This is a genomic window from Ketobacter sp. (assembly GCF_003671495.1).
Classification (GTDB): Bacteria; Pseudomonadota; Gammaproteobacteria; order Pseudomonadales; family Ketobacteraceae; genus Ketobacter.
The window spans coordinates 1-15,550 of record NZ_RCHN01000039.1 but is presented as its reverse complement, the minus strand read 5'-3'; the positions used below and the strand labels follow the sequence as shown (position 1 = coordinate 15,550).

Here is a 15,550-nt window from a genome sequence, read left to right as displayed (position 1 = left end):
ACTCAATATCAGATATCTTGTTTGGTCGCTAAGCCGCGCAAGCCCGTCCAATGATTTTCCAGACGCTTCTTGTACTTGCTGCTGCCTCCACTTAGCAACGCCAGTAACAATGCGCCGGGCAAGCGGGACAGGTAAAAAGTAAACATGAAGGTGAGACCAACGGCATAAGCCGGTTTACTCCAGTGCTTTTTCATGTATCGCCTTGTGGACTTATCCTTAACCAGCGCTCTGCTACCGCCAAGTTTTGCTGCACTGACCCCACCGAGGTGGATAATGCTGGCATCTGGGAAATAGCCCAGTTTCCACCCCGCTTTGGAGAACCGAAAACACCAATCAACTTCTTCAGAATACATAAAGAAGCGCTCATCCATGGGACCCGTTGCATCCAGCGCCTCTTTGCGGACGAGCATAAAGCAGCCTTTTAGTACCTGCACTTGCCGTTCGTCGTCGTAATCCCACCAAGTCATTTGGGCTCGTCCGAAAAATTTGCTTCTGGGAAATGCTTTGTAAAGGCCCGTTATGAACAGCACGCTGTTTAGCAATGAGGGGTACATTGAACAGTTTGGCTGGAGAGTATGGTCATCATTGAGAATCTTACAGGACAGCACACCCAGATCAGGATGCTGATCCGCATAGGATACTGTCTTCTGCAGCGCGCCATCCAAAACAACAGTGTCACTATTCAATAAGAGAATATACTTACCATTACAGTAGTTGAATCCAATATTATTCGCTGCTGCAAATCCTACATTTTTCTCATTAACGATGAGGATAACCCCAGGGTATTTCTCTTTTACCATTTCCGCCGAGCCATCCTGTGAGTCGTTATCAACCACAATGACTTCGAACTCGATTCCGTCAGTTTCTCGATATACAGACTCCAAGCAGTCATCAAGAATATCTTTTGTATTCCAACTGACGATAACGATGGATAGGGTTGTCATTTGAATTACCTTTACGGTTGTAATAAGGGTTATCGCATTGCAGGCTCAATGAACCAATTGTTTGTACACATCAGCCCATCAGAATCCAAAGATTCCATAATCACATACTACCTAAGCTTCCGCTGGCGGGCTCGCCTTCTTCCTTTTGTTCTCTCTCTCTTCCATAGCTGCTGCCCTGAGCAACGGAATTAAAGCAAAACCCAAGCCAATATAAAAGTTAAAGTAAATATACGCTGTATTCCAGTAATGCACTGTGCCGGCCGACACACACAAACCTGCCAGCCCGGTCAACCATCCACGCCGCAATGCGGTCAGCTTCTTGTCTTTAACCCGGTATCGGAACAGTTGTCGGCAGATAATCGAGATAAAGATAACATAGCTGATCAAGGCAGGTAGCCCATAACGCATCATGATTACCAGCCAATAATTGTCGATACTGGCACCCATGTAGGAGGGTCTTTCCCAATCATTAAGTCCCAATCCGAAGAATGGGTTATTAGCGACATTCTCGGTTCCGTATATCCATATGTAATAGCGGTTGTATGCCGTACCTGGGCTGAAAACCAAAACACTCAGTATGGCCATAACCCCGGATCGATTCGAAATGAATTCTGCAGCAAGATAAATTCCAAACAGAATTCCAAACAGAATAAGCCAACGTTTGCGAACTTTTACAAATCGCTCCCATCCCATCAACATGAACTGGGTCATTATGGACGCAATCGCTCCGGATGAGAGCGAGGTTGCGGTTGCGACCACGGGAAACGCCGTCATCCACCAACGGGTACAGAAATAAACGAAGCCTATGATGGAAGAAGAAACGACGCCATTGATGATTGGGTGGTCGAAGGTAGCCATCGCCCTGTCAAATCCAAATCGTGGATCAATGTGGACGTGCCATCCGCCAAAAATGGCATCTGTCAACGTTCTGAACCAATTGAACCCCGTGACGGTCTCAGGAAGTGAAATGGTCAAAAGCAGACAGACCTGAATCATGAGGATTTTTATCATTTTCTCATAGCGCCTTAAGTCCTTCGCATAGGCCGCCACGATAAAGAACGGTGCAGTGAGCTCAATAAAATTTATGCCTCCGGTTTCCAGTCCCAGCGCTAAATCATGGTTTAACCAGAGAGCCAGAAACGACCAAAAGCCGCAGAACACCAAATAGAAGCCTGGGTTACCACGCTTGAACTGGAATTGAAGCAGGATTTTCTGCAAGTTCATCAGGAAGAACACGATCAGAATCAATCGGTAGGGCGTCATCCTCATAAACCCCAGATTGATTGATATGGTCGTAGGGAGAAACATTGCGAAGAAGAACGAATAAAAGAGGAAGGGGCTAACTCTCATATTCCTCCCAGTTTAAGGTGCTTCATTTATAAAATACCACTCTTGGTATTAGCAGTAGTGAACGCCGTCTAGGCCTCCTGAACGGACGCCGTCGCGACCCTAAACGTTGACGCCATTGAACCCGATCTCGCTTCGGGTTTAATGGCTAATTGTATACGCGGCAATCAATAAGTAAAATTATATTACATTATTAGCGTATGCGGTCCCCTTCCAACGGCTTCATAAATTCATCCCTGATACTTTGCAACTCTTCGATCGAGTAGTCCCACCACTTGATTTCAAGCAGCTTTTCAATGGTTTCCTGCGAGAACCTATACCGAATCACCTGCGCCGGGTAGCCTCCTACAATCGCATAGGGTGGCACATCGCCCACCACGACCGCACCGGAAGCAATCACCGCTCCGTCACCGATCTTCTTGGTGGGGTACAGTATCTTGGCGTCTGCACCGATCCATACATCATTTCCGATTTCGACCTGTACCCGATCCAGTTCATAACCCGGCGTAAAGCCGAACTGGGGATGATAGAACATGCCGTGGGTGGAGAGTGTGTTCCTCGGGTGGTCTGCATTCTGGATTAAGGATGTACGAAACACAGAGCAGTATTTACCGATCTTGGTGGTGCGGCGCAAATGACGGACGTTGAAAGCGAGGCTGGTGAAATCACCCACTTCGATATCGTATTGCTCCTTGAAGATCTTGCGCATCGTCACCGTGAACGTGGAGCCACCTTCCAGCTTCAGAATCAGGAATTTGATGGAGCCCTTCAGTTTGCCTGGCGCCACTTTATACATCCACGACAAAAGGTGTTTACACAGCCAGGATTCCTTCATACCAAAGCCGCCTTTCGCTCGCGCTGGCTCCGTCTTTGGCAACCCGGAAAAGACCGCGAGTATGTCATCCACTTTCTTGCGATCTTCATCGCTCAGGGTTGAAAAATCCTGATACGTGGACTGATCTCCCGCCTGGGTGATGGCGACAATGGCATTGGAAAGTTTTTCTACCGATTGCAGTTCAAACAGTATTGTGGGCGGAAGCTCAAGGGCAAACTGTCTGTTGATCTTGGCCACCAGATGCAGCGCCGAAAGCGAGTGCCCCCCCATATCAAAAAAATTCGCCTGTAATGAGGTAACCGGCGTTTTTAACACATCCTCAAACATCTTGAGCAGTTGGCTGGTCACGGTGCTCTGGGACAGATAATTGGTGGCGGTGGTGGTTTTGGTCTGCTCCTGTGGCGCCGGCAGTTTCTTGCGGTCGACTTTTCCATTCGGTGTTAATGGAAAGCTTTCCAATTCAATGAACGCCGATGGCACCATGTAATCCGGTAAGCTGTTGCGGATGTGCTCGCGCACCTGATCCACCGCTATTTTTGCGCCCCCGGCGCCTACCATGTAGGCCACCAGACGCACGTCCCCCGGGGTATCCTCCCGCGCGATAACCACGTTATGGGCAATATCCGGGTATTCAGAAATATGGGATTCGATGTCGCCCAGCTCGATGCGAAAACCGCGAATCTTGACCTGATTATCCATCCGCCCCAAAAATTCGATATCCCCGTTCGCCCGGCGAATGGCCAGATCGCCCGTTCGGTACAGTCGCGTACCGGACAGGAATGGATTGGGTATAAATTTCTCGCGGGTGATGTCTTCCCGATTGAAGTAGCCCCGTGCCAGTCCATCACCACCGATCAACAACTCCCCGGGAGCACCAATGGGCTGCAGGGTTTGGCGATCGCTGCAGATATACAGTTGTGTATTGGCGATCGGATGCCCAAGGATCAGTGCATCCTCTTTGCGTTTCACATTGCATACGGATGACCATATGGTGGTTTCCGTTGGCCCATACAGGTTCCAGACATCGCAACCCACGGCAATCAGCTTTTCCGCCAGATCGATCCCCATGGCTTCACCGCCACACAGGGCTTTCAGCTTGGGTTCCCCGGTCCAGCCAAATTCCAGCAACATGCGCCAGGTCACCGGTGTGGCCTGCAGAATGGTGGCTCGGTGCTGGTTCAGGCTTTCCATCAGCAACGTGGGTGACATCGAGACCTCGCGCCTTTTCATGACCAGTTGGGCGCCGGTAATCAGAGGGAGGAATATTTCCAGTGCAGCGATATCAAAGCAGATGGTGGTAATGGAATGCAGAATATCGTGCTCAGTGATTCCCGGCTCAACCTGCATCGAACACAAAAAATTCACCAGCGATTGATGCTGTAACTGCACGCCCTTGGGCTTACCGGTGGAACCGGATGTATAGATCACATAAGCCAGGTTCTCAGGTTTAACACTGACGGGGGGATTCTCGGTATGAGGGGAGTCGAAGATTTCCGAATCCGGCGTCAGCAATACCGGGGTAGCATCACAGGCCGGCAGTTTTTCGGCCACTCCGGGCTGGGTGATCAGTACCATTGCCTGTGAATCTTCGATCATGTAGACCAGGCGCTCAGCAGGAAAATCCGGGTCCAGCGGAACATAGGCAGCGCCGGCTTTCATAACCCCAAGCAATGCAATGACCAGCTCGGCGGAGCGGTTCAAACAAACGGCAACCAGTTTTTCTGGCCCGGCACCCAGGTCAATCAGGTGTTGAGCCAGTTGATTGGCGCGTACATTGAGTTCTTCATAACTCAGGGTGCCCGCTTCGGAAATCAGGGCCGTGGCCTGCGGCTTGCGTTCCACCTGCTGTTGGAACAGTTCAAAAGTGCACTGCCGGTCAGGATACGACTGTTGCGTTTGATTCCATTGCTCAAACACCATGTTCCGTTCGGCAACAGAGAGCAGCTCCATATCCCAGGCCGGGCGTTCTGCATTTTCCATCGCACTGCTCAGCAGTTGGATGTAGTTGTCAGCCATTCTGGCCACGGTATCCTGGTTGAAAAGATCCGTGCTGTATTCCAGTGTGCCGCTGAGTTCGTGGTCTTCCTCCAGCATCGACAGCGTCAAATCAAACTTGGAGCCACCCGGATGGGCTTCCACCGGAGTCACCGTCAGGCCGGGAATGGTCCATTCCGTGTGCTTGGCATTGCGGTGAATGAACAGATGCTGGAAATACGGGGATATTCCGGCCTTGCGTTCCGGTCGCAGCTCCTCCACCAGACGTTCAAACGGTAGTTCATCGTGCGACAACGCATCCAGGGTGGTTTTTCGCACTCGGGACACCAGCGTTTTGAACGAAGGGTTGCCAGACAAATCGGTGCGAATCACCAGGTTGTTGATGAACAGGCCGATGAGGCCTTCCGTTTCGATTCGGTTGCGGCGCCCGGTAGGGGTGCCCACCAGAATATCGTTTTGTTGTGTGTAACGATGCAATAGCAGTTGCCAGCCAGCCAGCAACACCATAAACATGGTGGCGGATTCATCCCGGGCGAAGTACTCCAATGCAATTCGCAATGAAGCAGGAATGGTAAATTTGACCTGGCCGCCTTTGAGGGTGGGTTTGTCCGGGCGCCGGTGGTCACTGGGCAACTGAAGTGGCTCCGGTGGATTGGCCAGTTGTTCTTTCCAGTATTCAAGATCTTCCCGATAGGAATGGCTTTGGCTGTTCTGCTGCTCCCAGGCGGCAAAATCCGCAAACTGGATCGCCAGCGGTTGCAGCGGCGAATTCAGGGGTTGGCCGGCGGCCATTTGCTTGGCAAACGCATCGTACAGTAACCCAAGCTCTTGAAAGAATATGCCCGAAGACCAGATGTTATCGTAGATGATGTGATTGAAAATCAGGACCAGGGCGTGGTCCTCGCTGCCCAGTTTGATGAGGGAGCACTCAAACAGCGCATCACGCTCAACGTGGTGCACTTTCGACAGGGATTGGTGCACCAACTCATCCAGTTTTTGCTCACGTTCATCACTGCCCAGATCCGACAAATCCATGGTGGTGAGCGTGATGGGATAAGGTGGCCGGATGACCTGGTAAGGGCCGTTATCATCATGGGGGAAATGGGTTCTGAGGGTTTCATGGCGCGCGACCATTTCGGTTAACGCCGCTTCCAACGCCCGCTTATTCAGTTCGCCACTCAGCCGAACGGTGTTGGAAATATTGTAGGAGGCACTGCCCCCCTGCAGCTGGTTCACCAGCCACATTCTTCTTTGCGCGTAGCTGGTGGGCAGCTTTTGGTTGTCCGCTCTGGGGATGGGCAGCAGATCTGGCAGGGCATCCGTGGATTCGGAGGCGGCCGACTCGATGCTCTCTGCCAGTTGTTTGAGGTCAATCGCATCGAACACGGATCGCATCGACAATTTCACGCCAAAGCGCTTGTTGATGCGGGACACCAGCTGCGTGGCTTTCAAGGAATCCCCACCATATTCGAAGAAACTCTGGTTGGTACTGAGTTTTTCTTTTTTCAGCAGGGCTTCGCACAACTCAACCAGTGCCTGCTCGCACTCATTGGCAGGGCCGACGTATTGATCCGTGACGATTTCGTTTTCGGGGCTGGGGTCTGGTAACTGGTTGCGGTCAATTTTGTTGTTGGGGGTTTTGGGTAACGACTCCATCCTGATAAACATGGCGGGAATCATGTAGTAAGGGAGCCGATCCGCCAGGTGCTGGCGCAATATCCGCACATTGATGGATTCGGATGCATCGCCTGGGGTCAATACCAGGTAAGCCACCAACTGGGTGTCCTGGCCGACGTCCTTCGCAACCACAACGGTCTCTTCCACACAGGGGTGATCCAGCAATGCAGTTTCGATTTCGCCTATTTCAATCCGGAACCCCCGGATTTTGACTTGAAAATCCTTCCTGCCTTTGTGGAGCAAGAGGCCGTTTTCCAGCATCATCCCCATATCGCCAGTGCGGTACACTCGCGTATCCGGCTGGTCGGGGTCGGTTTCGAATACCTGCCGGGTGATCTCTTCATTGCGCCAGTAGCCCAGGGCGATATAAGGGCTACGCACGGTGATTTCACCCACCTCGCCCACCGCCACCGGTGCACCATCTTCCCCCAGTAAACGTACTTCCACATCGTCCACCGGAAATCCAATGGGCACCACCTTGCCTTCCAGTTTGGTTTCCGGGTCGATTTTAAAGTGACGGATGGTACCGGTTTCTGTGGAACCCAAGCCGGTAAAGAAATGAATGTGCTGGCCAAATACCTTGCGGGCAAGGTGCACATCCGACGTCAGTACCCGCTCCCCCCCGAAAATCACCAGGCGGATGGCATAGTCTGCGCCGCTGGTTTCATTCTCAGCGGCGAATTGCCGGAATACCGAGGCCACCGAGTGATAGATGGTGATTTTATTATCCACCAGCCAGGCCGCCAGGTTGTCCAGACCCTGTTCCCGGATGTCATAGGAATACAGGGAGGCACCGTTCAGCAAGGCGCCATAAATGCAGTACACCGCTCCCATAACACTGGCGGAATACAATTGCGTGAAGCGATCTTCGGGCGTGACGGATTGCAGGTTACTGCGCCGCATGCATCCGTGCAGAACGTTACGGTGGTTCTGCATGACGCCTTTGGGTTTGCCAGTAGAGCCGGAGGTGTACAGGATGTAGGCCAGGGTGTCGGGATCGATGTTCAGCTCGAGGTTACTGTCATCCGTAGTGGGGTCGATGGTGTCCAGGTTCACCAGTACCGAGGCATCACCCGACACGGCTTGTGCTGATCCCAGGTGCTCGGTATTGGTCAGTATCAGTGCTGCCTGGGCGTCATTGAAAATATATTCGTTTCTGGATTCAGGGAACGCGGGGTCAACCGGGACATAGGTATTACCGGATTTCAATACGCCCAGTATTGCCGCCATGTTGAGCGTACCTTTCTCAAGGTAGATTGCCACCCGCTGAGATGCCTGGTTGTCCAGGCGCGCACAGATAGTGCGTGCGATTCTGTTGGCCTGACGATTCAGTTCGTTATAGGTGAGAGCCGCCTTTGCGTCCACCACTGCCATGTGGTCACTGTGGAGTTCCACCTGCTGTTCAAACCGGGTTGCGATCGACTGCTCCGTTGCAACCTTGGGAAAGCGGGAAAACTCGTTCAGGTGACTGTTATACATGCTCATGACCAATCCATTTAAAGTCAGGGTTCATCTCAAAGAAAAAATGGTGCAGTGCTTCCTCACCCATTCTTTCGTGCTGCGGGAAAAGGGCTCTCTTCCCCAGTACGCACCTGCCCAACCCGCGCCGCGATCAACGCGTGCGTCGTTGTGGATTTCCTCAATCAGATATTCAAGTGGGTCCAACCCGTAGCGCTTGGTCAATTTGATTCGCATGTCTGTATCCATGCCATTGATGAACAAGGTGGAGCCCGGCTTCAACAGATCCACCAGATTGGCGAAGGCTTCTTTTGATTTTGGCGGTGGCAGATGGAACAGAACATTCTGGGCAAATAACAGATCCACTTTCCCCAGTGAGTTCATAAAGGGTTTATCCAGCATATCACCCACTGCAAACTGTACGGGGTTCGCGATCTCGGGCTTGATGATGTAGACATCGTTGTCGATCTTATCGAAGGTTTCTGCGACGAACTCTTCGGTGACGAACGGGCCGCAGTACACCTCATCGCGGGTGTATTTTTGAGTTTGTGCCTGGCTGATGACTTCAGGAACAATATCGAATCCCCGGATTCTGAATTTCAGGTTGGGGAATTTCGATTTTAACAAATGCGATAACGTGAAGGCCTCAGCGCCGTTGCAACAGGCGAAGATCACGATTTCGAGCACGTCGTCATCGCGATAGGACGAGCTCTGCATTAATTCGGGGATGACCCGGTCCACAATCGCTACATATTGGTTTGGAAAGCGATAGAACTGGGTATAAACCCGGTTTTTACGAGGTTTGAATTTCAATATCAGCCGATACTTTAGGGTTCGCAAAAACCGTTTTAACTTTGATTCGCGCATGTCTGTTCCACTGCTCACTGAAGATGCTATAAGGTTCGTAGGTCCATCAACCCGGGGAGACACAACAATGTTGGCCGGGTAGAACTCCAGACTTATCCGGAAACGTCAGGCTTGATTCCCCACCCAACTAAAAGGCCACTATGGATGGCCTTATTATTCAAACATTTAAAATTATTACACCTGAAAATTATCACATTTTCGTTGGTATGAATTTTAATATTAAGAAAAACAAAACGGTGTAGCTGGAGGGCAAATGCTGTTCAGAACAAATATCACATGCAGGCCCGCAACTATCGATCCAGATGTTCTTCATAGTACAGATTGGTGCTTGGCCGATCACCCCAAGCAGACAGAGGGCAAAAACTCGGCTATTGGTGCTTGAAAACGAATGAGTGCTGATCGAAGACTGCGGTGTTGCACTGCTCCGCGCCAATCACTCCGGTACATTAAACACCCATTATTTGACTGACTGATGATGCTTTCATGGTTTGGAGTCACTCAATATCTGCCATGGCAATGCATAGGCAATAATCGAACCATAACCAAAATAAATTAGAAAAAACAGTGCCTTACTGTTAAAAAGGAAGTGTCTGTGTCAATTTTCTCGACACATTTAGGCGATTAACCTCTTCTGCTCTTGATGCTGGTCACCACATTATTGAACAGTTGCTCGAAATCCTGTGCCTGAAACGCTTTATCGCCAAGCTGTCGCATGGGGTTTTGACCCAAGGCCAGCAGACCCCCTTCTGCGCGCTCTTTCAGCACGCCCATGAGGTATTCCTCATCAATGACCTTGATCCGATCGCCAAAGGCAAAGGACAGCGCCGTATCACAGAGGACGTTGATCAGACGCGGAACACCCCGACTGGCGGCGTAGATCAACTGATAAGCCGCTTTGGTGAACAGATCCCGTTCTGCTCCCGCCTGCACCAGTCTCCATTTGATATAAGAGGCGGTTTCCAGGGGTGTGAGGGGGGCGATATGGTAATCAACGGTGACCCGCTGGGAAAACTGCATCAACTGCGGTTTGCTCAACAACTCCCGGAGCTCCGGCTGGCCCACCAGGATGACCTGCAGAAACTGGTCATTGGTGGCGTTGATGTTGGACAGCATGCGCAGCTCTTCCAACACGTCTTCACCCAGGTTTTGAGCTTCGTCGATGATCAACACCGTTCGCTTTTTCAATTCGAACTGTTTCTGCAGAAACTTGGAGAAGTTTTCATACAGCGCCACCGGGTGCTGCTCGCGGTAGTCCAGCTTGAATGAGTGCAACACCCAGGGCAGCAACTCACCCATGTTCTTGCGCGTGTTGGTGATCAGACCGACGGTGATTTTGCCCGGCAACTGCTTGAGCAGATGTTGGATCAGCGTGGTTTTACCGCTGCCGACTTCTCCGGTGATCACAGTGAAACCGGCTTGATTGAGCACACCATACTCCAGCATCGCAAACGCTGCGCTGTGCGTGTTTCCCATGTACAGAAACTCAGCATCTGATATCAGCGTGAAAGGCTTTTTCTTGAGTCCAAAATATGCTTCGTACATCGTGCGCTCCGTTACCCGTTCCGGGTACTCATCGCTGGGTTCCGCTGTGGATCAGCTGGACCGGTGTCCAATAATTTAGCAATCACCGAATCATTCATATGTAAACTATTCTACTCTTCATTGACAAAAGATTTCAGTTTTTTGATCAGGTTCACTGAAGTCTCCGGACACCCCTGTTCAGAGCTGAGCTTGGTGGCCAGGCACGCCGAAATGGCGGTATTCAGTTCCTGGGCCGTGTTCACAAACTGGATCTGCTTGTACTTGGCAAACTTCTCCGCAGTGCCCAGCTGGTGATTGTTGCGGTGTTCACCTTTTTCGGCCAGCCGGGGCATCAATACCAGGGGCTTTGCATGTTCCAGGCCGGAAATGATGGTTCCCATGCCCACATGGGACACCACCACATCGGCCTGATTGAATTTTTCGGTGTATTCACCAGGGCCCAGTTTCTCAACACAGGTCATGTGCCGGGCCTGGTACCGGGTTTCCCCGACCTGGGCGAACACTTCGGTTTCCGGGTGCTCCGCAGCCCACAGGTCAACGGCTTCGATCAGTCTTTCAAACGGCAACTGGGTGCCAACGGTCACAAAAATCATACAACTGATCCAAAATACTGTGGTCCGTCTTCCCGTGCCAGGTGTTCCCACTGGGTGATGTAGAGATCAGCGAACCGCCCCACTTTCTGGCCACTCACAGACAGCTCATTGACGTTGGCAATACTGTCCACCCAAATGGTCTTGCTCCTAATCAGCTTAGCAAATATGAGCGCAAAGAAACCCGGCGCCGCGCCGGTACTGAGCACCACATGTGGTCTTATTTTAATCAGTATAGCCAGCACACTAAAGGCAAGCCAAAGGATCTTGAGCGGGTTGCTCTTCAATGACGCATCCGGCACATAGTAGAACCGCCCTTCCGGTGCGGCTTGTGCGTAGGCTCGCTCAGTACAGGCAAAATACACATCATGATCTTCAAATGCCGGTCGCAATCGGTTCATTTGAACCCAATGCCCACCGCAGGATGATATCAACAGTATTCTTTTCTTTGCCTTCATTGAATGACTCTACTCCTTTGTAACCGCTACACCCTGGATGAGTTGTCCCGCTCCCAGGTACTGAAATCCGCGATGGCCATGCGATGGTCTGCGTTGCGTTTGGTTTGCCATTGTACGTAGGCATACACCACCGCCGCAGGCAGCAACCACGGCTTCTTCAATACCAGAGACAACAAGGCTCGGGGGGAGTTCTCACTGCCCACCGCAAGCTCCGGGAATTTCATTTTCAGCTCCATGTTGCCAAACCGCACCCGGCTCTTGATCTTGATCAGATCCGAGAGGTTCTGGGGGGCAAAAATGGTGAACTGACAGCCTGTGGCTGTGCGTCGTTCCTGTCCGCCGAACAAGGATCGGACATAGCCGTCATCGGCTATGATCTGGGGGAACGGCCCAAAGCGCTGACGCCCTGATTCTGACAGTATGAACACCCCGGACCCCACCATCTGGCCATCGGCAAAATAGGGAAGCTGCATCCAGATGCCATAGAACGCCTTGACCATGGCGCTGGATCTGGCCAAATCTACATGCAATCTGGGGGCCACTATTTCAACCCCGGGCGTTTCAAACGCCTGCAGGGCCCGCAACAGGTCTGACCCCTTCAACTGAATGTCCGCATCGATGTAAGCCCTTGGAAAACCTGAAGCTGCTTCATCCCCGGCATTCAATGCTGCCACTTTGGAGGCAACCTCCAGTTCAATGACCTGGACTCCGGAATACTGGCGGGCGATGGTGGCCGTCTCGTCTACACAGCCATTGCAGACCACGATGATTTCGAACTGATTGCCCTCCAAACCTTCCAGCAAGGCAGCCAGACACCGCCCAATGACCGAAGCTTCGTTATGGGCCGGAATGACAATACTAAACACTGCTAAGTCCCTGTCAGATAATCAAAAATAAAAGTGAAGACTCGAAAACGTATGCGTTTTGCCAGCACAGGAATGCGGGAGTCTGCCAGCGGGGAACCGCCATTTACCACACTCCCGCGACTTGCAAAGCATGCTCTGCTCCGGTCTTGATTGCAAATCAAACCCCTGTGGAATCCGGTTATGCAAGCAGTGTCGAAATCATTAACAGTTGACCCCCGCAAACCGGTATCTGGCCAAAAATCACACAATCCGATAGAGCAACCGGGAATTATCTCGAATAAAAATTTCATTAATGTGATTCAGTCGATGGATTCGCGCGTATCGGTGTCGGATTTTTTTGCAACATTGATCATAAAATGCTCTAAATGGCTGATATTGTAGGCGGGCACAGATTGGCCCACTACTTGCTTTACCCCAGGTGCCGGAGCGTTAATCGCCGATTCTGGTTGTATCCGGTGTTAAAGCATCAATTTTCAATGTGGGGCAAACTTAAATGAATACCGTGAAAGCATTCTTGTTAACACTGGTGATTGTGATGGTGCCGAGCTATGCCTTCAGCGGTAGCTCCCATCCGGACAAGCATCGCTACAGCGATCGTGATCACAAGGGTCACAAGCGTGGCCACCATCATGGCGGTCAATACTGCGAAAAAGACCACTCTCATGACGCTGAGAAAGTACCCGAAATCAATGCCGGTGGCACCGCCATCGCTTTGGCCCTGCTGAGCGGCCTGGTGTTGGTCGCCCGAGAGCGTCGCAGCTCTGATCGGGGTTAAACCGTTACGCAGGCAGAACCCGGGCTACCGGATTGCTATCCGGGGTTCGGGTTTCTGTTCACTCTGTATGATCCTCCTGCAAAAGGACGCAGCCATGTCCGCGCTGCAAATGCGCTTTAAGGTACGTCCTTCTCCACGCTAATATAACAGTCCACTTTCAAGCGCCACTCTGTGGTTAAAGCAGGTTGAATGGGCACATTACAGACTAAACCAGCTTCACAATTCCTCATCATCGGAAGCATCTTGCTGGTCTTTCTGGTGTTGGTACTGGAAAAGTTTGCAATTGGTTCCCATGTGTATTCGGCGGTGAAAAATTCCCACGACACCGTGTTGGGGGAGCTGCTGTTCAGCCATGGGAAAGCCATATCCCGCTCCGTGGTGCTGGCCGTTATTATTTTTCTGATTCTCATTCAAAAGCAGTTAAACGACTATCGACGTTTGTTCATCACGCTCTACAGCCCGCGCTCTGTGGTGATGTTGCTGGCCCAGGTGGCCGTTTTTGGTCTGTTTTACTGGTGTACTACGCCTGCCTTCCTGCCGGGCCCCGGGCAGGTGGCTTTTCAATCCCTGTGGTTGGCGCTGGGGCTATTGCTGGCCCTGCTGACATTGGCGGCCTTTGCCAGCCTGGAGTTCTGGCAACGGATCCTGAGGGAACAAAAGTGGGCCATCGTTTTTGCGGTGGCCCTCAGTGTGTTGGTATGGACCCTGAGTATCGCCACCCAGGGGCTGTGGACCCACTTTGCTGATTTCACCTTCTATCTGGTCGCCGGTTGTCTGGCGTGGTTCAGTAACGATGTCTATGTGGACCCCGAAGATCGAATCATCGGCTTCCACCGTTTTCTGGTGAACATCGACACGCAATGCTCCGGTTATGAGGGCATTGGCCTGGTGACCGCCTTTGTGTTTGTGTTTCTTTACAGCTTTCGGGCGGATTTTCGGTTTCCACGGGCGCTGCTGCTGTTCCCCATCGGCGCCATCGTCATCTGGTTGTTCAACATCGTACGGATAGTGGTTCTGATTCTCATCGGTGCCCTGTGGTCACCGGATGTGGCCGTCTGGGGGTTCCATACCCAGGCCGGCTGGATCACCTTTATCCTGACCTCCGTCGGCTTGATGTGGCTGGCCCATCACAGCGCGTTTTTCGTCAAACAAAAAGCCTCCGCCCAACCGTTCTCCCACACCATGAACGTACCCATCGCGACACTGCTCCCATTGATTGCGTTGCTGGCCATGACATTCCTCACCCAGGCCCTCTCCGGCCAGTTCGACTGGTTGTATCCTTTGCGCGTCATCGTGGTGGGTGCGGTGGTGCTGTACTGTTTTCGCTATCTGGACCTGCGGCCATTCACCTGGAACTATTTTTCCATCGCGGCGGGATTGGTTGTGGCGGTGATGTGGATACTGATGGTGAACACGGATGCCGAGGTGGATCAGCAGTACAGCAGCGCATTTGAGCAAACGCCGGGTTGGCTGGTGGGGCTCTGGCTGTTCTTCCGCCTGGTGGGATCGTCAGTGACCGTGCCCATTGCGGAAGAGCTGGGGTTCAGGAGCTATCTTCTGTGCAAGCTCTCGTCCCAGCCGGTTGCCAACCGGGGGCCGCTGTTGTTTTCCGCCTTTGCCTTTGTGGGCAGTTCGGTGGCCTTTGGCCTGCTGCACGGTGCCTGGTTGGAAGGGACGTTAGCCGGATTCGTGTACGCGTGGGTGCGCTACCGCAGCACCCACATCCTGGACGCCATCATCGCCCACGGCGTTACCAATGCGGTGCTGTTTGCGGTGGTGCTTTACAACGGCCAGTGGTCGTTACTGTGATCAGTACGCGTTGGCGCCCACAAAGCCTTTGGTGAAGGTTGCAAATATGATTTTGCAGTCCATCCACAGGGACCAATGGCGGATGTACTCCAGGTCGTAGTGGATGCGCATTTTCATCTTGTCCAGGGTGTCCGTCTCACCGCGCCAGCCGTTGACCTGAGCCCAGCCGGTAATACCGGGTTTCATCTTGTGCCGCAGCATGTAGTACTCGATCTGCTTGCGGTATTCCTCGTTGTGGGCAACCGCATGGGGTCGGGGCCCCACAATGGACATGGTACCCTGCAGCACATTGATGAACTGGGGCAACTCGTCCAGCGAGGTACGGCGCAGGAAAGCTCCGAAGGGCGTGATGCGGGAATCGTTTTTTGATGCCTGCGTTACCTTGGC

11 protein-coding genes are annotated in these 15,550 nt (G+C 52.1%); 2 read left to right on the top strand and 9 right to left on the bottom strand.

All coding sequences use genetic code 11. From position 1 onward, the window contains the following. Positions 1 to 8 precede the first annotated feature (8 nt). The 8 genes from D9N14_RS18155 to D9N14_RS18120 form a co-directional block, all read right to left on the bottom strand. Positions 9 to 944: a glycosyltransferase family 2 protein gene (locus D9N14_RS18155; protein ID WP_290582371.1), complete on the bottom strand. Its 936-nt coding sequence runs from the start codon at positions 942 to 944 to the stop codon at positions 9 to 11. A 111-nt stretch (positions 945 to 1,055) separates the two neighbouring features. Then, complete coding sequence (locus D9N14_RS18150) at positions 1,056 to 2,207, bottom strand: O-antigen ligase family protein (protein ID WP_290582368.1); 1,152 nt, start codon at positions 2,205 to 2,207, stop codon at positions 1,056 to 1,058. A gap of 277 nt (positions 2,208 to 2,484) precedes the next feature. After that, positions 2,485 to 8,283, bottom strand: a complete 5,799-nt coding sequence (locus D9N14_RS18145; RefSeq protein WP_290582366.1) for a non-ribosomal peptide synthetase — start codon at positions 8,281 to 8,283, stop codon at positions 2,485 to 2,487. 24 nt (positions 8,284 to 8,307) lie between these two features. Further along, positions 8,308 to 9,123, bottom strand: coding sequence for a CheR family methyltransferase (locus tag D9N14_RS18140; RefSeq protein WP_290582364.1), 816 nt, complete (start codon positions 9,121 to 9,123; stop codon positions 8,308 to 8,310). A 621-nt stretch (positions 9,124 to 9,744) separates the two neighbouring features. After that, positions 9,745 to 10,665 (bottom strand): ExeA family protein, encoded by a 921-nt coding sequence (locus D9N14_RS18135; RefSeq protein WP_290582362.1) that lies wholly within the window; start codon positions 10,663 to 10,665, stop codon positions 9,745 to 9,747. Between the two features lie 110 nt (positions 10,666 to 10,775). After that, positions 10,776 to 11,258: a glycosyltransferase gene (locus D9N14_RS18130; RefSeq protein ID WP_290582360.1), complete on the bottom strand. Its 483-nt coding sequence runs from the start codon at positions 11,256 to 11,258 to the stop codon at positions 10,776 to 10,778. Next, a complete protein-coding gene (locus D9N14_RS18125; protein WP_290582358.1) occupies positions 11,255 to 11,713 on the bottom strand; it encodes a UDP-N-acetylglucosamine--LPS N-acetylglucosamine transferase in 459 nt (152 codons plus the stop codon). The genes D9N14_RS18130 and D9N14_RS18125 overlap by 4 nt, the downstream gene beginning before the upstream one ends. A gap of 26 nt (positions 11,714 to 11,739) precedes the next feature. After that, complete coding sequence (locus tag D9N14_RS18120; RefSeq protein WP_290582356.1) at positions 11,740 to 12,579, bottom strand: glycosyltransferase; 840 nt, start codon at positions 12,577 to 12,579, stop codon at positions 11,740 to 11,742. Between the two features lie 493 nt (positions 12,580 to 13,072). On the opposite strand from D9N14_RS18120, the gene D9N14_RS18115 reads away from it, so the two are divergent. Both D9N14_RS18115 and xrtE read left to right on the top strand, forming a co-directional pair. Then, positions 13,073 to 13,354, top strand: a complete 282-nt coding sequence (locus D9N14_RS18115; RefSeq protein WP_290582354.1) for a hypothetical protein — start codon at positions 13,073 to 13,075, stop codon at positions 13,352 to 13,354. A gap of 243 nt (positions 13,355 to 13,597) precedes the next feature. Continuing rightward, positions 13,598 to 15,163, top strand: a complete 1,566-nt coding sequence (xrtE, locus tag D9N14_RS18110) for an exosortase E/protease, VPEID-CTERM system (protein WP_290582352.1) — start codon at positions 13,598 to 13,600, stop codon at positions 15,161 to 15,163. On the opposite strand, the gene D9N14_RS18105 is transcribed toward xrtE, so the two are convergent. Further along, positions 15,164 to 15,550 (bottom strand): sugar transferase (locus tag D9N14_RS18105; protein WP_290582350.1); only part of this gene is annotated, 387 nt, incomplete at its 5' end.

What these genes read in the sequence shown, in the direction of transcription:
- D9N14_RS18135 (WP_290582362.1), bottom strand. Translation starts at nt 10,665, where the DNA reads ATGTACGAAGCATATTTTGGACTCAAGAAAAAGCCTTTCACGCTGATA.
- D9N14_RS18150 (WP_290582368.1), bottom strand. Translation starts at nt 2,207, where the DNA reads ATGACGCCCTACCGATTGATTCTGATCGTGTTCTTCCTGATGAACTTG.
- D9N14_RS18145 (WP_290582366.1), bottom strand. Translation starts at nt 8,283, where the DNA reads ATGAGCATGTATAACAGTCACCTGAACGAGTTTTCCCGCTTTCCCAAG.
- D9N14_RS18140 (WP_290582364.1), bottom strand. Translation starts at nt 9,123, where the DNA reads ATGCGCGAATCAAAGTTAAAACGGTTTTTGCGAACCCTAAAGTATCGG.
- D9N14_RS18115 (WP_290582354.1), top strand. Translation starts at nt 13,073, where the DNA reads ATGAATACCGTGAAAGCATTCTTGTTAACACTGGTGATTGTGATGGTG.
- D9N14_RS18155 (WP_290582371.1), bottom strand. Translation starts at nt 944, where the DNA reads ATGACAACCCTATCCATCGTTATCGTCAGTTGGAATACAAAAGATATT.
- D9N14_RS18125 (WP_290582358.1), bottom strand. Translation starts at nt 11,713, where the DNA reads ATGAAGGCAAAGAAAAGAATACTGTTGATATCATCCTGCGGTGGGCAT.
- D9N14_RS18130 (WP_290582360.1), bottom strand. Translation starts at nt 11,258, where the DNA reads ATGATTTTTGTGACCGTTGGCACCCAGTTGCCGTTTGAAAGACTGATC.